15 protein-coding genes are annotated in these 20,099 nt (G+C 52.3%); 12 read left to right on the forward strand and 3 right to left on the reverse strand.

Annotation, left to right across the window (positions count from 1 at the left end):
* The first annotated feature begins 244 nt into the window (after positions 1–244).
* The 6 genes from ACJJIB_RS19135 (at position 245) to ACJJIB_RS19160 (ending at position 7,526) form a co-directional block, all read left to right on the forward strand.
* Positions 245–2,026 carry a trans-sulfuration enzyme family protein gene (locus ACJJIB_RS19135; RefSeq protein ID WP_444887206.1) on the forward strand — a complete coding sequence of 594 codons (1,782 nt, stop codon included), beginning with the start codon at positions 245–247 and terminating at the stop codon, positions 2,024–2,026.
* Between the two features lie 109 nt (positions 2,027–2,135).
* Positions 2,136–3,434 (forward strand): S1C family serine protease, encoded by a 1,299-nt coding sequence (locus ACJJIB_RS19140; protein WP_444887207.1) that lies wholly within the window; start codon positions 2,136–2,138, stop codon positions 3,432–3,434.
* Complete coding sequence (locus ACJJIB_RS19145; RefSeq protein ID WP_444887208.1) at positions 3,425–4,462, forward strand: FHA domain-containing protein; 1,038 nt, start codon at positions 3,425–3,427, stop codon at positions 4,460–4,462. Before ACJJIB_RS19140 ends, ACJJIB_RS19145 begins: the two co-directional genes overlap by 10 nt.
* On the forward strand, positions 4,459–5,532 hold the full coding sequence (gene hisC, locus ACJJIB_RS19150; protein WP_444887209.1) for a histidinol-phosphate transaminase: 1,074 nt from the start codon (positions 4,459–4,461) through the stop codon (positions 5,530–5,532). The genes ACJJIB_RS19145 and hisC overlap by 4 nt, the downstream gene beginning before the upstream one ends.
* Before the next feature lie 76 nt (positions 5,533–5,608).
* Positions 5,609–6,517 (forward strand): penicillin-insensitive murein endopeptidase, encoded by a 909-nt coding sequence (mepA, locus tag ACJJIB_RS19155; RefSeq protein WP_444887210.1) that lies wholly within the window; start codon positions 5,609–5,611, stop codon positions 6,515–6,517.
* A gap of 4 nt (positions 6,518–6,521) precedes the next feature.
* Positions 6,522–7,526 (forward strand): D-alanine--D-alanine ligase, encoded by a 1,005-nt coding sequence (locus tag ACJJIB_RS19160; RefSeq protein WP_444882778.1) that lies wholly within the window; start codon positions 6,522–6,524, stop codon positions 7,524–7,526.
* Between the two features lie 85 nt (positions 7,527–7,611).
* On the opposite strand, the gene ACJJIB_RS19165 is transcribed toward ACJJIB_RS19160, so the two are convergent.
* A complete protein-coding gene (locus tag ACJJIB_RS19165; RefSeq protein WP_444887211.1) occupies positions 7,612–8,181 on the reverse strand; it encodes an HNH endonuclease in 570 nt (189 codons plus the stop codon).
* Between the two features lie 801 nt (positions 8,182–8,982).
* Between ACJJIB_RS19165 and ACJJIB_RS19170 the strand changes: the two genes are divergently transcribed.
* The 5 genes from ACJJIB_RS19170 (at position 8,983) to ACJJIB_RS19190 (ending at position 15,697) form a co-directional block, all read left to right on the forward strand.
* Entirely contained in the window at positions 8,983–10,461 is a 1,479-nt protein-coding gene (locus ACJJIB_RS19170; protein WP_444887212.1) for a DUF7133 domain-containing protein, read from the forward strand.
* Between the two features lie 82 nt (positions 10,462–10,543).
* On the forward strand, positions 10,544–10,795 hold the full coding sequence (locus ACJJIB_RS19175) for an exodeoxyribonuclease VII small subunit (protein ID WP_444882781.1): 252 nt from the start codon (positions 10,544–10,546) through the stop codon (positions 10,793–10,795).
* Positions 10,796–10,810: 15 nt separating this feature from the next.
* On the forward strand, positions 10,811–11,704 hold the full coding sequence (locus ACJJIB_RS19180; RefSeq protein ID WP_444888948.1) for a polyprenyl synthetase family protein: 894 nt from the start codon (positions 10,811–10,813) through the stop codon (positions 11,702–11,704).
* Positions 11,705–11,798: 94 nt separating this feature from the next.
* A complete protein-coding gene (gene dxs / locus ACJJIB_RS19185; protein ID WP_444887213.1) occupies positions 11,799–13,715 on the forward strand; it encodes a 1-deoxy-D-xylulose-5-phosphate synthase in 1,917 nt (638 codons plus the stop codon).
* Between the two features lie 131 nt (positions 13,716–13,846).
* Positions 13,847–15,697, forward strand: coding sequence for a DUF885 domain-containing protein (locus tag ACJJIB_RS19190; RefSeq protein WP_444887214.1), 1,851 nt, complete (start codon positions 13,847–13,849; stop codon positions 15,695–15,697).
* Positions 15,698–15,768: 71 nt separating this feature from the next.
* Here ACJJIB_RS19190 and ACJJIB_RS19195 read toward each other — a convergent pair whose 3' ends face one another.
* Positions 15,769–17,844: a TonB-dependent receptor gene (locus ACJJIB_RS19195; RefSeq protein WP_444887215.1), complete on the reverse strand. Its 2,076-nt coding sequence runs from the start codon at positions 17,842–17,844 to the stop codon at positions 15,769–15,771.
* A 289-nt stretch (positions 17,845–18,133) separates the two neighbouring features.
* Here ACJJIB_RS19195 and ACJJIB_RS19200 point away from each other — a divergent pair, with 289 nt between their 5' ends.
* Complete coding sequence (locus tag ACJJIB_RS19200) at positions 18,134–18,451, forward strand: DMT family transporter (RefSeq protein WP_252083343.1); 318 nt, start codon at positions 18,134–18,136, stop codon at positions 18,449–18,451.
* Positions 18,452–18,551: 100 nt separating this feature from the next.
* Here ACJJIB_RS19200 and rsgA read toward each other — a convergent pair whose 3' ends face one another.
* The gene (rsgA, locus tag ACJJIB_RS19205) at positions 18,552–19,673 is read right to left on the reverse strand and encodes a ribosome small subunit-dependent GTPase A (RefSeq protein WP_444887216.1); all 1,122 of its coding nucleotides are present in this window, start codon (positions 19,671–19,673) and stop codon (positions 18,552–18,554) included.
* Positions 19,674–20,099 lie beyond the last annotated feature (426 nt).

A 20,099-nucleotide genomic window follows, 5' to 3' on the forward strand; every position in this document is an offset into this window, starting at 1 on the left:
TTCTCACACCTCCGACAGTGCGAGAATACAAAATCCATCCGAAATGTTGTGGGGGCTGCCCATCCGTGGCAGGGAACCGCTTTCACAATCTCCCGTACCCCCTCAACTGGTAGCTACTTTACGAATTCGGGAATTACAGGTCTATCACGGCCAATTACAAGGAATTACACGCCAAGTATTTTATCCTTTCACTTAGGCTGTTAGAGTCATCTAATAACAAAAAGCATCACCTGATGAGGATACGATGGAAGCGAATCTCGAAGATGTAAAAATTCTCTCTCCCCGACGCAACAGCACTAAGGCCACTAGTATTGCGGAGCTTGCTCGGGAGCAACTCCAGCATTTTTGTATTGATCGGGAGTCGGAGCACGGGCGTTTACTGGAGCAAACGGCGGCGCTGTTATATCAAGCACAGGGCAACTTGAACCAGCTGTGGAGTCAGGTAAGCGAAACTCTGAATCGATTGGATCGGTCCGACAAGATTGCCTACTTCAATGCCAAGCGCTTTATGAGTTTCCAGCTGGCAAAACTATTGGACACCCTTCAAAATCCGTTGCGTGCCAGCTTTCAGAGTCTGCAGGGAGATGATTTCAATATCACCACCCGCGGTGGCTACCCACTATTCGATAATATCCCAGCGATTTTTTCTGCTACGCCGGTGATTGCACGCACCGCCACTTATATCTATGCCTGTACCGAGTGGGTAGACGACGCCTTCCGCGGCCGTGAACCCAGCCACGATATCTACTCGCGCCTACTTAACCCCACTTCAATCTCCCTGGCCAACGCCATTGTGGATTTGGAGTGCGGACCGGCAGCCAATGAGTATATGGCCTGGAACTTCAATTCCGGTATGGCCGCCATTGACGCACTACTCTCCAATCAGCTGCGCCGCGACGATATTTTGATCGTCTCGCGCAATATCTATGGCGGCGTACACCAACTCTTACAGGATTTTTACGCCCGCCCAGACAAACTGGCGATCCAGCTGGTTTGGTTTGACGGCACCAGCGGTAAAGACTTCGAAAAACTACTGGCGGACACACAGCACGATTACGCCGATGCCCTTCAGCTGGGCTCCAAGCTCCACGTCTATATCGAATCGCCCTGCAACCCCCACGGTATCATGTTGGACGTACCCGCTATCTGTAAGGCTGCACACCGGGAAAATATTCTGATCAGCCTGGATGCCACCCTGGCCACCCCCTTCCTCTACCAACCACTGCGACGCCAAGATCGCGAGGAGCGTCCAGACTTTGTTGTGCACTCCTACACCAAAGACATTGGCGGCACCGGTGCCGCAACCGCTGGCGTGGTGATTGGGGAAAACCACCGTATGTTTATTCCCAAGGGCGACAGTGCCAAGGGGCTGAACTGGGATCAGTGCATGTTCTGGGATGTGTATTACATCAAAGGCGCTTTCCTAGATGCGGATAAAGCCTGGGAGGTGCACTGTGGTATGCGCACTCTGGAAATGCGTATGTTGACCAAGTGTATCAATACCCAGTGCCTCAGCCATTTCTTCGCCAGTCACAGCAAAATTCGTGTGAACAGCCATGCGGTGGAAAGCCATCCGAACTCGAAGCTACGCAAAGCCTTGATGCGCTATCAGCTGCCAACCCCATTATTTAGTATTGATATGGAAGCGGCACAGATTCCCACTGAGGCTTTCAAGAGTTTCTTCGATGCGCTGGAGCCCGCATTTGGACAGATGGTAAGCCTGGGGCAGACCAATACCATGGTACTTTGCCCCGCGCTCACTTCTCACTCCGAACTTTCTCCTCAGGCCATGGAGGCGGCGGGTATATTCGCAACCACAATCCGAATATCGGTGGGAGATGAAAATATGGCCCAGCTAGCGGCTCATGTGATCAGCTGTGCGCGCCTACATCTGGACCCGGTCAGCCCTGGGTTTAGTGAGGGCTTTATCTCACCACAGGAAGCGGATGCTACCTTCACCCGCTTCTATCTGGAATCGCATAAAAAAGTTGTAGAAGCACAACCAAAAATCACCGACTACCTGTAAAAAGCTCAAACGCGGGCGCGCAGCAATTATCCCCTGCCGTGGCCCGCTTGTTGCACTACCCTATATCCCGTAGTATCACCGCTTCTGTCCATAATTTAATCAAACAAAAATGCCGAATTTTTCTGCCCACTTTCTGGCCTGGGTGCTCTTCTGTCTCTCAACTCTGGCGCTGGCACAGGGATATGAGCAGCTTTACAGCGACTATCGCGGCAGCCTCTATCAAATACGCTTAATTGAAAAATCTTCTAATTCGAAAGCCGGGCTCGGCTCAGGATTCCAGATTTCCGCCGATGGTCTACTCGCCACCAATTACCACGTTGTCGCGCAAGCAGTTAGCGATCCGGATAAATATATACTGGAATATCTTTCAACCGATGGCACCAAGGGCACCCTGGAGCTCCTGGATATCGATGTCGTCAATGACTTGGCGCTACTACGCCAGGACAAGCCGGGCAAAGAATACTTACAGCTCGCCACCGAAACCCCAAAGCAAGGCGAAACTATAGTCTCCCTCGGTAATCCTCTGGATCTTGGAATGACCCTGATCCCAGGCACTTACAACGGTATCGCCGGAGGTAGTTTTTACGATCGTATTCATTTTGCCGGTTCTATTAATCCCGGCATGAGTGGTGGCCCGGCTATTAATACTCGCGGCCAAGTAGTGGGGATCAATGTGGCAACTGCTGGTAACCAGGTAAGCTTCCTGGTTCCGGTGGATAAACTGATCAACTTGTTAAAGCACTTCCATCAACGCAATGTGGCGCTGGACCTACAAAAGGTCACCTACCAGCAGCTGCTCGACAATCAACAGCGTATTATCGACTCCATACTGGAGGCGGACTGGCAGCGCCGCTCCCTCGGCGAGGCCAAGGTTGTTGGGGAAATAGTGCCCGCCATTAAGTGCTGGGGCAACAGTGAGGAAGATAGCGACAATCCTATTAAACGCATCGATAAAGGTTGTACTGGGCAGGATGTGATTTTTCTCTCCGACGACTTTAACACCGGTCGAGTGGAGTACGAGTTTTTCTGGCTCGAATCTGAAGGTCTTCTACCGGCACGCTTTTATGCGGAATACGAGCATCAGATGAGCACTTTTTATCCTGGCAACAGTGCCGGTGAAGAGGATGTCACCAACTTCCGCTGCCGCCAGAACTTTACCTCCCAGCCGCGCAATGGCAATGGCCCCGTATCCAAACCAGAGCGCAGTAAAAAACCGCTAATTAGCCGCACCAGTTACTGTGTAAGACGCTATAAAAACTTCCCCGACCTGTACGATATCTTTTTCTTGAGCCTCAGCGTGGACCAGAAGAATCGCGCGCTGGTCAGCCACTTTACTCTATCCGGCTTTACCCGGGAGTCTGCCGACGCCTTTGCCGAGAAGTTCACGAGCGAAATCCAATGGCACTGATAATTGAAGAACTCAACCGCGCTCACCGGGTGCAGGTGCGCTACCGAATGAAAGGTGAAAAGTTCACCCTGGGCCGCGCCTATAGCAACGATGCAATCTTGGAAGACATCCACACAGATGGGCGCCATGCAGAAATTCGTCGGGAAGAAGATGGCAGTTATATTCTGCACGATTTGAATACGGTGAATGGCAGCCAGCTACTGGGGAATCTGAAAGACCGATCGGTTAAGCCTGGGGAGATCTCCTCCCATCAGATTACCTCTGGGGATCTAATACAATGTGGTAAGTCGCGCTTACGAATATTTAATTGCGATGACGATGTTGCCGAGGCCACCCCTCTGCATTCGCTGGAAAATCTGTTTGCCAGCCTATCCAACCCTCTGTACGCCACCCTCCTGGTACTCGCCGTAGCCCTGTCCACGGTACTGCTCAGCTACCTCGGCTACGCGCGTACTTATCAGTGGACCATCGCCGTCAACATCTTAGTCAGTGCGGTGATCGGCTTGGTGATTTATGCGGGTGCCTGGGCTTTTGTAGGCAGGGTGGTTCGCCACGAAACACACTTTTTTGCCCACCTTTCCATCGCCGCTATGGGCGTACTCACTTACGCCGTCTGGGAGTGGTTAGGCAGTATACTGAATTACAACTTCGCCATAGGGGATACCATGGAGGTTCTGGACTTCCTGGTACTCGCTGTCATTTTGCCCACTATGCTCTGGTGCGCTTGTTATCTGGCCACCAACCTAGGGCGCGCCTGGCGCTGGGCGGTAGCACTAGTACTGCCGCTCGGCTTTTTAGGCCTCAGTCTGGTGGAAACGATCAGCTCGATCGATGACTTCCGCGAAACACCGGCTCTCTCCACTGAGCTCAAATACGATAATATGTTGTTGCGTAAACCGGTGCCCATGCAGGAATTTATCACCGGTTCGGCCGCACTATTTGATATTCCTATCAAAAAAGAAGAGCCGGAAAATGAGAGCAAGGAGAGCTCTTCCGCAGAAAACGAGAACGCAGAGGTAGAGCAGTGAATACAGTGTTTTGGAGCCCCGGCCTGGAACAGTTGGAACCTTACACTCCCGGTGAGCAGCCCAGCGGTACAACTCTGATTAAACTGAACACCAACGAGAACCCCTACCCCGCTTCGCCCCGAGCCCTGGCACTATTGACACAGAGAGATTTTGCCGACGCCCTGCGTCGCTATCCCGACCCAGAGTCCTGTGAGTTGCGCGCAGCCATTGCCACGCGATATGGACTGAATGACAGGCAGGTTTTCGTCGGTAATGGTTCTGATGAGGTCCTGGCGCTGAGTTTTTATAGCTTTTTCCGCCGCAACGAACCCTTACTGTTTCCCGATATCACCTACAGCTTCTACCCTGTGTACTGCCAGCTTTTCGACATAGAGTCCCGCAGTATTCCCCTCTCAGAAGACTTTAGTCTCAATGTGGAGGATTTCTCGGGTACTGCCGCTGGAATTATTATCCCCAATCCCAACGCCCCGACAGGACGCTACTTATCACTCGATAGAATTGAAGCACTACTGCAGCTACAACCAGAGCGAGTGGTGATCATTGATGAAGCCTACATCGATTTTGGGGGGGAAAGTGCCGCCCAATTGATCGAGCAATACCCCAATCTGCTGGTCATTCACACCCTGTCTAAGTCTTATGCTCTGGCAGGTCTGCGCCTCGGCTTTGCTATGGGGCAGGAACACCTGATTGAGGGGCTGCTGCGCGCCAAGAACTCTTTCAATTCTTATCCTATCGATGCCATCGCACAGGAAGTGGCTACTGCAGCCATCCGCGATAGGGCTTGGCATGAAAACAACTGCAGCAAGGTTGTCGCCACACGCTCTCGCACAGAAGAGGCACTGCTTGAACTGGGGTTTGAAGTTATACCTTCCAAAGCGAATTTCATCCTGGCGAAGCCCCCTGCCCCTGGTGCCGAGGCCCTCTACCTGGCACTGCGCGAACTGGGCATTCTGGTGAGATACTTCAATAAGCCCCGCATCAGTGAATACCTGCGTATCTCTATTGGCACAGATCAGGAAATGGACCAACTGATAGGGAACTGTAAAGAGATACTTGCGTCACAGAGCTAGTAAACTGTCAGTCTATACTCGTCGGGTCCGCGCCCAGCGCAACCCGACCACCAGACTTATCGGTAACTAGGGATTTATGTCTCTCTTATTTAATCGCCCCAAACTGTTCGCCAATACCAAGCTCTTCGCCAGCGCTCTGGCTCTAGCCACCGCCATCCTGAGCTATCAGGCCCAGGCCAACCCCTGGGAGGAGAGTGAGAGCCCCAGCGCACAGAACCCAGCCAGCATAGGCACCTATACCAATGGCTGTCTCGCGGGAGGAGAAACCCTGCCTCTACGTGGCGAGGGCTATCAACTGGTGCGCACCGGCCGCGATCGCCACTTCGCCCATCCGGACACCATCGCCTTCCTCAAGGACTTTTCCCGGAGTGTTGCACGGAATAATCTCGGCAGAATTCAGATCGGCGATATGTCCATGGCGCGAGGTGGTCCCTTTGGCAGTGGAGGGCACAGTAGCCATCAGACCGGCCTTGATGTGGATATTTGGTTTTCACAAGACAAGCGCGCCGCAGAGCGGGCACTGACAGAGTGGGAGCGCGATAATATCTCCGCTATCCCTCTGGCGGATACCCGCGAACATCGCTTGGTCAAAGAAAATTGGGACGAACGAGTCCCCAAGATCCTGCGTATGGCCGCAGAGGATCAGCGGGTAGAGCGGATTTTTGTCCATCCCACCATCAAGCGTCACTTATGTGAAATTTCGGGCGTCGACAATGATTGGCTACGCAAAGTACGCCCTTGGTGGGGACACAATTACCATTTTCATGTGCGGCTTGCCTGCCCGGCCGGCAGCATTGACTGCAAGCCTCAGGCTCCGGTGCGCACCACACCCTGCGGTAATGACCTGGACTGGTGGTTCAGCGAAGAATTCTACGCAATACTGAACGGCACTAAGGCCCAGCCGACAAAACCCAAACCCAAGACGATGCCACAGCAGTGCCAGCAGGTTTTACTGGCGCCTCCAGCTGGCACCACGATGGAATAACTTTATGATCAACACCTTGCTTATCTGCGGCGGTGGCAGCAGCGAGCACGAAGTGTCCTTGCGCACCGCAGATTTTATTGAAGGACAATTGGCCGAATCCGAAGATATCGCCCTGATGCGAGTTGAGATGGATGCTAGCGGCTGCCTGACTGATAAAGAAGGTCGCGTCTATCATATCTTTTACGATGGCAAGATTCGCGATGAAGCCGGCAATGCCTGGGATGTGGATTACGTCATCCCAGCAATTCACGGTTACCCAGGAGAAACTGGCGACCTGCAATCCCAGCTCGAGATGTTCGGCATCCCCTATTTCGGTTCAGCACCGGAGGCGAGCAAAATTTGTTTTAACAAGATTAAAACGAAAATGTGGCTGAGCGCGCTAGGGATCGATAACACCCCCTATCTTTTTCTACACAGCCTGGAGGCTGAAGAGTTGAGTAAGGCCCACGCCGCACTGGAAGAGTGGGAAGCGGTCTTTATCAAAGCTTCAAACCAGGGTTCCTCGGTGGGCTGCTTTAAAGTCAGCCATAAGGAAGATTTGGAAGATGCAATCGCAGAAGCCTTTACCCTCTCATCCTATGTATTGGTAGAAAAAGCCCTCAATGCCCGCGAACTCGAGGTGGCAGTTTACACTTATGGCGAAGAGCTCATAGCCACTCATCCCGGTGAGGTCCGCGCGCCAGCAGATACTTTTTATACCTATAAGGAAAAATATGCCGCAGGCAGTCGCGCCGAGACGTTTATTAAAGCTGAGGGTCTGAGCGAACAGCAATTGGCTTGGATTCAGGAAGTTTCGATACGTACTTTTAAGGCCCTAAAGCTGAAAGATCTCTCTCGCATCGATTTTTTCCTAACAGACGAAGGGGAGCTCTACCTAAATGAAGTCAATACTTTCCCCGGAATGACCCCCAACTCTATGTTCCCCAAAATGATGCAAAACCATGGCCATGATTTTACTGAATATCTGACGGGGCAAATTCGTTCCGCGGTAAAACAATCAGTTAAATAGATACTACCTTGAACTCCACTCAGAAAAGTGACATTAAAAAAAGGGGCTATAGCCCCTTTTTTTAATGTCAGTAAACAAAACACAACTAGTGCAATAACCAATTCTGTTGCCGTCTACGGGAAAATTGACTGCGCAGAAATTCCATCTGATCTCCGCGGATCCGTTCACTATTAATCAAAGCCAGGTATTCTGCAGCATTGGGACAAAAAGGCAGAGCCAGTAATTCCATATCAATATCTTCAAGTAAAAAATTGCCCTTATGCTGATTACAGCGGCGACAGGCTGTGACCACATTTTCCCAAGAGTCCATCCCTCCCTTCGACACTGGGATAACATGATCTCGAGTTAGCTCAGCTGACTTAAAAATACTCCCGCAGTAGAGGCAGGTGTGCACATCACGAAAGAAAAGTGCGCGGTTTGTAAGCGGCGGACGGTTGCGTGGCCGCGCCATTCGAGCACCGCCACAGGCGATAATTGATGCCAGATCCAGGGCCGAACGCTCTCCATTCCGATTAAACCCGCCCCTTACCCTCTGTACTATGCCCCCCAAAGACCAGGTAACCAGATCCCGGACGTATAAACAGGAAGCCTCCTGCCAAGTGAGCCAGTCCAATGGCTGTCCCGCCAAATTCAGGCGCAAAATGCGTGCTTGCATGACTTCGCCTCCCCGCAGTTAGACAGAAGAACCCGGCCTACTACTACAGCTAACCAAGCGGATACTTTTCCGGCACTCAAGTATCTGATTTGACATGCTGCCTGGAAGAAAGAGATAGACAAATAAGCCTGAACTTGAGAGTCCAGTTTGGATAAGGCGTTAAAGTGATAAGGGCGATAACCCGCTGATGATTTCAATGGCGAGAGGACAAGAGCCCGGCAGTGAGAGAATGCCAGAGCGTAAACGGGCACTGCTAATGATTGATTGCTGAATGCGCCATCCTCCACCGGCCCGAGCAATAATGGCCGACCTCTCATCATTAAAGCGGATAAATATTACAAATTCCAGATAGAAGCAGACCTGGCTTACAAAAAGTACCGACCGTGAATAATTAACGATTAGAGAGGATGAAGATTAAGTAAAGAATTACTATTAAAAGTTATTTGAACAAATATAAAGTCTTCGAGCATGTAAAACACCGCCCAGGCAATCCGGCCCGGGCGGTGCGTCTCACAGGATGGTGCCCATATCCTTAGGGCGAGCGGCGCATTCCTTTTATCCTTTGCCGCAGAGTTGCAGTCCCTTTTGCGTCCCTGCCAGTTAATTATGGACATCAGGCGAAAAAAGAGTAGGGGTAATCTGCTGAATTTTATGTAAGACATATCTCACAAGGTGAAATATTTCTTTAATAAATGAGAGGGAGACTCGATGAGTACACTGTGCTAAAACGGAGCTCAGTGCATGAGCGCGGCCACTATAAACACCTTTATTTCAAGTTCAATCGAAACAGGGAAAAAGACGTTGAAATATACGCTAATTTTTTTGCTTATCTTCAGCGCCGTTGTTTCAAGCGCCTTCACAGCAGTCTCTTCGGGTATTAGCGTTCCCTGGCGCCAAATCATTGGAGGCGCGAAAACCAGCGAGCAGGAGGTCACTCAAAATTTAACAGCCGCCACTGGCTATCAACTACAACTATTTACAGATAATGTGCCCAATGCTCGCTGGCTGGCAATAACCCGTTCGGGGGATATCCTCGTATCCCAACCCAAGAAGGGACAGGTTTCCCTGTTAACCCCCGATCGTAACGGTGATGGACGCGCCGACAGCCAGCGCATATTAATTGGAGACTTAAACCGCCCACACGGGCTTCTACTGCATGAGAACTGGCTATATATAGCGGAAAGCGATGCTGTAGGCAGAGTGCCCTTTGATCACTCCGATGCCCGCCTGGCAGGGCGTTACCAGAGAATCGTCGAAGGCTTGGCAGACAGCGGCCATTGGACCAAAACCCTTGAAAAGGGACCGGATGGCTGGCTGTACCTCAGTAGCGGTTCCAGCTGTAACGTCTGTGTAGAAAAAGATCGTCGACGCGCCAGTATTATGCGCCTGCGTCCCGATGGCAGTGACCTCAAAATATTCGCCACCGGCCTGCGCAATAGTGTGGGGTTTGACTGGTCACCCAAAGATGGCGGCCTCTATGCCACAGATAATGGTCGCGACTGGCTGGGTGACAACCTGCCACCCGATGAACTCAACCTTATCCAAGCCGACAAATTCTACGGCTGGCCCTACGCCTATGGTGACCGGGTACCGGACCCGGACTTTATCGACGATGAAGACCCCACCATCAAAGAAATGATTGCCGCTTCCCTCCCCCCTGTACACGAGTTCGCCGCACATAATGCCCCTCTAGGCATCCGCTTCCTGCGAAGTCCGGAACAACCGACAGGTTATCGCGGCGCTGCCTTAGTAGCACTGCACGGTTCCTGGAACAGAAGCGTGAAAGATGGTTACAAAGTGGTATCTCTACACTGGGATGAAGGCGGGAAAATCACCCAACGGGATTTCCTCTGGGGCTTCCTCAGCAACAACCGCAAGGAGGTTTCTGGCAGGCCAGTGGCAATTGCCGAAGATGGCAAGGGCAATATTTATATATCAGACGATTACGCGGGGGCCATCTATCGTCTCTCACCCACCGCTACCCCACAAAAAGTAAAGTTATCCGCGGAGAGAACGCCTACCACACCTAGGGTACCCCAAAAACCACCACCAACCGATGCCACCGCCGCGCGCGAGGGAAGAGCGCTATACCTGAGCCACAATTGTGCGCAGTGCCACCAGCAACAGGTACCATTAGCAGGGCTTAACAAAAAGTACACCGTGCAAAGCCTGGCGGACTATTTTGATACGCCAACCCCCCCGATGCCCAGATATGATTTCACCGAGGAGCAGAAAAAAGCATTGGCCCACTACCTGCTTTCAAGGGAGGCTTTGCAATAACTCCCTCTTACCCCTTACTCCGTGCCAATTGACCCCTGCCGCGCCAGCGGCTAAGGTTGCCCCGCAATTACGAGGCGATGCTATGGCGGCAAAGAAAAAATCGGCAAGTTTTGAACAGAGCCTGGAGGCTCTTGAAGAATTAGTAGAACGCCTGGAGGCAGGAGACCTGCCCCTGGAGGAGGCCCTGGCCGACTTTGAGCAAGGGGTCAAACTCACCCGTGAGTGCCAGAAAAAACTCGCCAGCGCCGAGCAAAAGGTCAAAATGCTGATGGAGGAGAACGGTAGTATTCGCGAGTTGCCGTTCGAGGCCGACAACTCCTCAGGCGATTCCTAAGTGAGTTCCCCTTCCCTGCCCGCCGAGCTGAGTGCATTCCTCAAGGATTCCTCTCAGCGTGTCGAAAGCCGTATCCGCGACACGCTGACAGAATCTATTCCCGGTGCCAATAAGCTCTTTGAGGCCATGCGCTATGCCGCACTGGGCCCTGGCAAACGCCTGCGCCCAGCACTCGTGTACGCCTGTGCCCAGGTCTTCCGTGGGGTGGATTTTGATCCTGCCAGATGCGACGCCAGCGCCGCTGCCCTTGAGTGCGTCCACGCCTATTCACTGGTGCACGATGACCTGCCAGCCATGGATGATGACGACCTGCGCCGGGGCCGTCCCACTTGCCATATCGCCTACAACGAGGCCACCGCTATTCTCGCCGGTGATGCACTACAAACCCAGGCATTCGAACTGCTGTTGGCCGATAACACCGAGCCCGCATTGAAGCTACTACTTATTGCGGAGCTCTCAAAGGCATCTGGCAGCCGGGGAATGGTTGCAGGTCAGGCCATCGACCTGGATTCTGTGGATAAAACCCTCACCCTGGCACAACTAGAAGCGATGCATCGCCTGAAAACTGGCGCCCTTATTCGCGCTAGTGCGCGCATGGGCGCGCTGCACGGTGGTGCCACCAGCGACCAACTGGAAGCGCTAACCCTCTACGCAGAAGCCATTGGCCTGGCTTTTCAGGTACAGGACGATATCCTTGACGTCACAGTAGATACTGCCATTCTGGGTAAAACTCAGGGCGCAGACGCCCTTCTCAACAAACCGACTTATGTATCCCTATTGGGGCTCAAAGGCGCAAAAGAGAAGCTCCAGGGCTTGCGCGGGGAGGCTTTAAGTGCCCTTTCAACACTGCCCGGCGATACACTACTACTGAAGCAGCTGGCCGATTATATCGTCCAACGCGGCCACTAAGTCGGGATCTCTCCCCCGTCATTGGGATGCAATATGCCCTTCACAGGCATACAATCCCCTTCACTAATACCATCTGTAGCAATTGAACCGTTTGATGCTCGAAGAAATTCCACGCACACGCCCGCATACGCCGCTGCTTGACGTCATTGACGAGCCGGCACAGCTGCGCGCACTCGATGAACGCCAACTGCCCGAACTCGCCAACCAGTTGCGCGAGTACCTGTTGTATTGTGTCGGCCAAACCGGCGGACACTTCGGCGCCGGTCTCGGTGTGGTGGAGCTGACCATCGCCCTGCACTATATCTACAACACGCCAGAGGACCGCTTGGTCTGGGATGTGGGCCACCAAACCTACCCTCACAAGATACTCACCGGCCGCCGCGAGCAGATGCTCACCATGCGCCAGCAAGGCGGCTTGTCAGGCTTTCCCAAGCGCAGTGAGAGCCCCTACGACACCTTCGGCGTGGGGCATTCCAGTACTTCTATCGGTGCCGCCCTGGGAATGGCCCTGGGTTCCCCCGACGAGCGCAAAGTCGTGGCGGTGATTGGCGACGGCGCTATGACCGCTGGTATGGCCTTCGAAGCACTCAATCACGCATCTCACACAGGCCGGGATATGTTGGTTGTGCTCAATGACAACAGCATGTCGATCTCTAAAAATGTCGGAGGCTTGGCTACCTACTTCGCCAAGATTCTTGCCAGCAAAACCTATCTCAATATGCGCGAGGGCAGCCGCAAGATTTTGTCGGCTATTCCCAAAGCCTGGCAGTTGGCGCGCCGCACCGAAGAGCATGTTAAAGGCATGATCACACCCGGCACTCTGTTTGAGGAGTTGGGCTTCAACTACGTGGGACCACTGGATGGGCACAACATGCACGATCTGGTGCACACCCTGCGCAACCTGCGCAGCCAGCCCGGTCCCCAGCTACTGCATATCGCCACTACCAAAGGCAAAGGCTTTGGTCCGGCTGAAGCCGACCCGGTGGGTTACCACGCATTGAACAAGCTGGAGCCAGAGAGCAAAGTCCAGGTGGCTGTGCCGGGCAGGAAGAAGCTGCCCAAGTATCAGGATATTTTCGGCCAGTGGCTATGTGACACTGCCGAAAAGGACGAGCGCCTAATCGGAATTACCCCCGCCATGAGTGAGGGCTCTGGCATGGTAGAGTTTTCCAAGCGTTTTCCAAAACGCTTTCAAGACGTAGCTATTGCCGAGCAGCACGCCGTTACTCTCGCTGCCGGCCTCGCCTGCGAGGGCCAAAAGCCGGTTGTGGCCATTTACTCTACTTTCCTACAGCGCGGCTATGACCAAATGGTGCATGATGTTGCTATCCAAAACCTGGATGTCACCTTCGCCATCGACCGCGCCGGCCTTGTAGGTGAAGACGGCCCAACCCATGCAGGCAGCTTCGATCTGACCTTTATGCGTTGCTTGCCCTACCTCGCCATCGCTGCACCCAGCGACGAGAACGAATGCCGCCAATTACTCTATACCGCATACAAGTACGAAGGGCCCGCCGCTGTGCGCTATCCCCGCGGTACCGGTATGGGCACCGCAATAGAAGAAGAGATGCGCGAGTTACCTATCGGTAAGGGCCGCCTACTGCGTAAAGGCAGCGGCGTGGCCATTTTGAATTTCGGCACCCTACTCGCCCCCGCTACGGCAGCGGCTGAGCGCCTCGGTGCCACTCTCGCCGATATGCGCTGGGTCAAGCCATTAGATGAAGCGCTGATTGATGAACTGGCCGACAGCCATCAGTTGCTGGTCACCATCGAAGAAAATACCGTCGCCGGAGGTGCTGGCAGCGCCGTTATGGAGTATCTCAACAGCTCTGCGCGAACCCTGCCCGTACTGCAACTGGGCCTGCCGGACCGCATTATTGAGCACGGCAAACACAAAGACCTGCTCGCAGAGATAGGCCTCGATGCCGGCGGCATTGAGGAACAAATCCGCCAGCGCCTGCAGCTGCTTAACCGGCACAATTTTAACGACCGCGCCGCAGCCGCAAACTAACCATAAGGGCCCGATAACCATCTGGGATATCGGGCTCCTGAACCACAACTCAGCCGCTTACTATTGATTTGACGATACCGCGTGACCTAGCGCCCTTCTATCAATCAATTTCCGCACGCCTTGGGGGAAAGATGTCACTACTCAAGAAAACTCTTGTCGCATCCATCGGTCTGTTCGCCAGCCTCAATGCAACCGCTATGGAACAGGAAGATTTTAAGAAGGCCTATCGGGCGCTACCGAAAGAGAATGCCTCTGAAAGACTGGTGGCCCTACAGGATCTGCGCTATCGCTGGATTATGGAAAGCTTTCCCAGCCAGGCCACTTATGAGGGCTATCCAGGGCAAAATGATCGCTGGGTAGACAACTCAAAGAGAGGCATTGAGGCGCGGCAAGAGCAGACTCGCCGACTTTTAGGAGCTACCCGCAATCTCGATATCAGCGAGTTGCCCAAGCAGCAACAACTGGACTACCAGCTGCTTTACCAGGATTTACTCGGTGAGGTGAAGGGCTTCCAGTTCCCCGAACATCTACAACCCATTACCCATATGAGCGGTATCCAGCTCGATGTGCCGAATGTGCTCAACAGTATGCCGCAGAGTACGGTTGCTGATTATGAAGATATTCTGGCACGTCTATCAAAACTACCAACTTTGGTAACACAGACACAGACGCTAATGCAGCAGGGATTAAGAAAAGGGGTTACTCCGCCGCAAATCACTCTGCGTGATCTCCCCCGACAGATCCGTGCGCTGATCCCCACAACTCCCGAGCGGAGTCCCCTACTCAGTGCTTTCTCGGAAATGCCCAGCGCCATCCCCAAAGCGAAACAAAAAAGCCTGCGCCAGCGCGCTCTCGCCATCTATGGGAGCCAGTTATTACCGGCATGGCGAGACTTGGCGGAATTTATCGAAAGGGAATACATTCCTGGTGCACAGAAAGGCATCGCCCTCAGCAGTCGTCCAGACGGTCTGCGCTGGTATGCCTACAAAGTAGAAAAGAGCACCACCACTCACCTTAGCCCGGAAGAAATCCACCGCATAGGCTTGGCCGAAGTGAAGCGTATCCGTGCAGAGATGCAAGCTGTCATGCAGAAGACAGGCTTCCAAGGTGACTTCAAGGCCTTCACCGAATTCCTACGCACTGACCCACGCTTTTACCACACCAGCCGTGAGGCCCTGTTACGAGACTACCGGGATATTGCCAAGCGCATCGATGGCGAGCTGCCCGCCCTGTTTGGTACCTTGCCCAGGCTGCCCTATGGAGTTAAACCCATTCCCAGCTACTCGGAGCAGTCACAGACCACGGCCTATTACCAGTCTGGCTCCAACGAAGCCGGCCGCGCGGGCATCTTCTTTGCCAATACCTACAACCTGCCCAGCAGGCCGAAGTGGGAAATGGAAGCGCTGACGGTGCATGAGGCAATGCCTGGGCACCACTTACAGATTGCCCTTGCCCAGGAGCAAACGGATATTCACCCATTGCGACGATGGACCTTCTATACCGCTTATGTAGAAGGCTGGGGCCTCTACTCCGAAAGCCTCGGTTATGACCTGGGTTTGTACAAAGATCCCTACAGCGAGTTTGGGGCGCTGACCTACGATATGTGGCGCGCCGTGCGTCTGGTTGTAGACACCGGCATGCATCAACTGGGCTGGAGCCGTGAGCAGGCAATTGACTATTTTATGGAAAATAGTGCCAAGCCTCTGCACGATGTCACCGTGGAAATTGATCGCTACCTGGTTTGGCCTGGACAGGCACTGGCCTATAAATTAGGGCAATTAAAAATTAAGGAGCTACGTGCAAAAGCAGAAGAGGAACTCGACAATAATTTTGATATCCGCAGCTTCCACGATGCCCTTCTTGGCGCCGGTGCCCTGCCCTTAAATATTCTCGAAACACGAATGAACAGCTGGATTGAAAGCCAGGGCTCTGCATCGGCCCAGGTTACTCCCCCTGTAACATCACAAATCTCTGCGGGCTAGATAAACGAAAGGGCAGGTATTTCCTGCCCTTTTTTATGACTGAAGTATCCGCTAAAAGCCCTCTAATCAAATCACCACTCTGAAGATACAGATAAATAGATTGCGCGTGGCTCCCCAGGAAAATACCTGTCCCCAGCAAAGCTGCTATAGTCCGCTCGCTCTGCGTAAGCCCTATTGGTTAGGTTTAACACCCTTGCTGAGAGAGCCCAACGATCAAATTCCCACCGGGCTCGCAGGTTCAATAAGTTGTGCCCAGAATATTCATGCTGATTTTGGGGGTCGGTGTAATAGCGCCCCTGATACAACCACTCCAGTTCAGCGTTTATACCTTGCCGAGGTCGCCACTGCAGGCGATAGCTACCGAAAGCCCTGGGAGCTGAATCCACAAGATTGCCATCCAGTAGTACTCCCCTCAGCTCTCGCTCATCACGATAACGGTGCTCCGCATAACTGGAAGAAACCTCCAGTCGCCAGTCCTGAGCAAATTTATAGCCAAGAGCCATCTCTACACCGCGATGTGAGGTTTTCCCATTAGATTGGTTAAAGTACTCCGTATCCCGAAAAATCACATTGTGCTTGCGCATTCCATAAGCGACGAGCTCATAAGAAAGGTTTTCCTTAATAGCTCGTACCCCCAATTCAATACTGCTGATTTGCTCGGACTCCAATTCGGCAACAGTTTGTTCTCGCTGTAAACGGTAAAGTTCTGCTGCCTGGGGAACCCGATATCCTTGAGTCATATTGACAAATAATTGCAGGTCTGATGTGAAATCGTAAGTAGCTCCTAGTTTGGGTGACCAGTTCTGGAAACTGTCTTTGCGGTCCTCTGGCCGGCTAAACCTACAGCCACCAAAGCCACAAGGGAGACCATCCTCGGCCGTACGGCCAGAAAGCATTTTATTGTTGTAGTCATACTGTACCGACTCAAAACGTACACCGCTGTAAAGCTTTAAAGTATCAGTAACATTCCAGGTAGCCAAAGTAAAAGGAGCAACGCTGTAAGCATTTACTTGATAGTCATAGTGCTTACCTACAGGGATAGTCTCCCGCAAAAAATCTGATCCCTCAGTTGGATCTTTTTGGCGTTCTCGTAAGTAGCCTTGAGTAAATTCTGTATCTAGCCCCATTACTACTTCCAAGTTGCCTTCCCAGCTAAAAAGATAGCTACTCCGCAAGCCGATACTCTCCTGGCCACTTTCTTCCAACGCCTGCCCCGGCAAATAATGCTGCAGAAAACGCATATCTGTTTTTCTAAGATAAGGGGCCAGTGATAGCTTTTTTCCCGAGCCCAAATCAATATCGAGAATGGAGTAAAGCCGTACCGCGGAGGCATCGCGGAATGCTTCTGGATTCGGGTTTTCCCTGTCCCGCTGATCATCCCGATAGGCATTGTATCCTTCGATATAACCCGCTGTTTCCTGATTTAAATTCGTGACTGCCAGACGAGAACGGATTTGTGTCTTCCCTGTAGTGACAGAGTGTAAAAGGCTGAGCTTTTGTTGATCATAACCAGAGTGGTCCCGATAACCACTATCAGATGTCAGGGAAAGATCTGCTCGCACTCTGCCTTTGTTAGAAAGGTTAGATTCTGCCGAAATACTGGCTCGATAGTAATCGTGAGGACCACCTTCAAAGCCTAAAATGCCAGAAAAGGCCTTGGTATTTTCTTCAATTTCCGGACTCAGAATATTCACGACACCATGCATAGCATTGGAACCATACAGGGTGCTGGCTGGGCCGCGAATAACTTCAATTCTCTGAGCCATTTCACTATGGGATTCAAACAACTCATTTATATTGCAGAATCCATGTGCCCGCAGAGGGATGCCATCCTCCATTGTCAGCACACTGCCACAGGCTCCAGCCCCAGACAGTACTGGCGAACGCAATGCGGGTAAATATTCCTGACCGTTACCCCTTGCCACATTGGCCCCAGGAACCCGCACTAAACTTTGCTGGATATGATTGTGCTTAATCAGCTTTAACTCGAAACGATCAACCATCGAGAAACTTTCTGGATAATCCTGAAACTGCTTCTCAACACGACTGGCTGTGACAACGACCGACTCTATTTTCGCCGAATCCGACAAAGCCACCTGACTGACCGACAAAAGTATTAGCACCAGGCTCTTGGTTTTTATTAACATGCTTCCAGCTTATTTTTCCTTCGATATCAGTCAACCATACAGGACCTGGGCAGGGTTTTCCCACTCTCCCCCTACTTCTCTCAAAGTCTCCTTCCGCATTAAGCTATCAAGCTCCCTGTCAAAAGCTATACCGAAATAAAAACACGCTATAAAAAGGTGTCATCTGTAAATTAGTCAATCTATTTCCCCTAATTTCTAGACAAAGTGGCAGATAGCTATTCTCCGACCTAACCTCCAAGAGGAGGTCGAAATAAGATTTTTTAAAAATTACCCTTTAAAGAGGAAAAGCATGGCCTGGTTCTACCTGTTAATGGCCGGTCTTTGTGAAATAGGCTGGGTGCTGGGGCTAAAAATATCCCAAGAGACATCGACTCGCCTGCTGGGTGTTGTAATGGCGGTCGTTTTTATTGGCCTCAGTGGGTTTTTATTGTGGTTGGCCCAGCGAGAGATTCCCATTGGCATATCCTATGCCGTCTGGACCAGTATCGGCGCGGCCGGTGCCTTTCTGATGGGAGTCATTTTCTTTGGTGAGACAGCCAGTCTCGGACGATATCTCGGAGTACTGTTAATTATCGTCGGGGTAGTCACATTAAAATTGGCCCGCTAGCTTGTATAAATGCTTTGAAGGGCAGCCAATGCTGCCCTTCAAAGCCTGGTTAAATAGCGCTTAAAAAAAATAGAGGTGTAAAAAAAAGGCAGTCATTTTTTCAATCCTCTCCGTGATGCTTGCGTTTACGTGCCTGGTTTTGCACAGATCGATACATCTGGGATAGCGCTCTCTCCCCTGCCCGTTTCTGCGCGAGAGTTTGACCGTTACGGCTTAGTTCCTGTTGCAGTTTTTGCCAATTGCGCAAGCGCCGATCATCCAGCGAACCGCCCGTTATCGCCTCTTGTACCACACAGCCTGGCTCTGACTGGTGCTGGCAGTCAGAGAAGCGACACTCCCTAGCCAAGGCCTCAATATCGGAAAAAGTCTCCGCCACGCCATCTTCAACGTGCACCAACCCCAGCTCCCGCATTCCAGGGCTATCGAGTAACAGCGCTCCCCAACTCAGGGAGTGAAGAGAGCGTTTCCTTGTAGTGTGGCGCCCTTTACTGTCGGCTTCGCGAATGGTCCCAGTCTCAGCCAGGGATTCGCCAGACAGCGCATTTAGCAAAGTGGATTTACCCACTCCAGAAGAACCTAACAGCGCGATAGTTTCTCCCGGTAAACACCACTGGCGCAGCTGTGCCACGCTTTCTCGATCCAGGCTATTTACCAGTGCAGCGGGTAATTCTCCGAATGGACGCAATGCCTGAAGAAAAGGGGCTGTATCTTCACACAGATCGGCCTTAGTCAGTATCAGGTGTGGGCGGCAACCAGACTCCCGAGCCAGAGCCAAATATCGCTCAATACGTGAGAGGTTAAAGTCATCATTCAGAGACGAAACAATAAAAACACTATCGACATTGGCGGCGATCATCTGCACCTGATGCCCCCCAGGTGCCATGCGCTCAAACTGGCTGCTGCGGCTCAACAAACGCACGAAATATCCACTGCTCTTCTCTAACAACAGCCAATCCCCCACCGCGGGCAAATTAGCCACAAGACTCCCGGTTAGCGGAAGGGACACAGCCCCCTGCTCGCCGGCCAATTCCAGGCGACTGCGGTGTACAGCCATAATCCGCAGCGGCAAACACTGCTCGAGTTCTTCGAGCGTCAGCTGCTGTTGGAAAAAAGGCTTCCAGCCGAGTTTTTGCAGCGGAGAAGCTTCCCGCTCAATTTTGATAGATGCGGATTTAGTGCCGAATCTATTAACAGACCGGCGGGTAAAGTGAGATTTACTCAAGATTGAAACCCTCAGGGCGCAACAAAGCACCAAGCGACCGCACATACGCGGCCAACAGAGCTTTCTCAGGGAAAGCCCGACGTCTAGGAATCTATCGCCGGGCGTGGGCAGCTGGAGGCTGCTACTGGACCCGACGGAGGGTTGCAACAATCATCAATCATCCTCCGCAGTTATTGAGTTCTGGATTCCGCCATAGTACCTGGCGGGTTATGGGCAAATTAGCACTACCCGGGGATAGGAGCAAGGATAAACCCGGGAAGCCTCTCAGTAATTGCCCCGCCACAAAAAGCAAAGCCGGCAAAAGCCGGCCTTCGAATCCGATTACAGCGAGTGCATCACCTTTCTCGACTCACCATAACCCGATCAGTTGAGTATAGATCCGGCTTTTTCTTTCGCCATCGCGTTTACTCGAGAAGCATCTTCTCC

This window comes from Microbulbifer mixtoriginis (SeqCode) (assembly GCF_052467705.1).

Bases quoted from the DNA above. Each gene is read 5' to 3' on its own strand.
- ACJJIB_RS19165 (WP_444887211.1), bottom strand. From the start codon at position 8,181: ATGCAAGCACGCATTTTGCGCCTGAATTTGGCGGGACAGCCATTGGAC.
- ACJJIB_RS19160 (WP_444882778.1), top strand. From the start codon at position 6,522: ATGATCAACACCTTGCTTATCTGCGGCGGTGGCAGCAGCGAGCACGAA.
- ACJJIB_RS19175 (WP_444882781.1), top strand. From the start codon at position 10,544: ATGGCGGCAAAGAAAAAATCGGCAAGTTTTGAACAGAGCCTGGAGGCT.
- ACJJIB_RS19195 (WP_444887215.1), bottom strand. From the start codon at position 17,844: ATGTTAATAAAAACCAAGAGCCTGGTGCTAATACTTTTGTCGGTCAGT.
- dxs (WP_444887213.1), top strand. From the start codon at position 11,799: ATGCTCGAAGAAATTCCACGCACACGCCCGCATACGCCGCTGCTTGAC.
- mepA (WP_444887210.1), top strand. From the start codon at position 5,609: ATGTCTCTCTTATTTAATCGCCCCAAACTGTTCGCCAATACCAAGCTC.
- ACJJIB_RS19200 (WP_252083343.1), top strand. From the start codon at position 18,134: ATGGCCTGGTTCTACCTGTTAATGGCCGGTCTTTGTGAAATAGGCTGG.
- ACJJIB_RS19145 (WP_444887208.1), top strand. From the start codon at position 3,425: ATGGCACTGATAATTGAAGAACTCAACCGCGCTCACCGGGTGCAGGTG.
- ACJJIB_RS19140 (WP_444887207.1), top strand. From the start codon at position 2,136: ATGCCGAATTTTTCTGCCCACTTTCTGGCCTGGGTGCTCTTCTGTCTC.
- ACJJIB_RS19190 (WP_444887214.1), top strand. From the start codon at position 13,847: ATGTCACTACTCAAGAAAACTCTTGTCGCATCCATCGGTCTGTTCGCC.
- ACJJIB_RS19135 (WP_444887206.1), top strand. From the start codon at position 245: ATGGAAGCGAATCTCGAAGATGTAAAAATTCTCTCTCCCCGACGCAAC.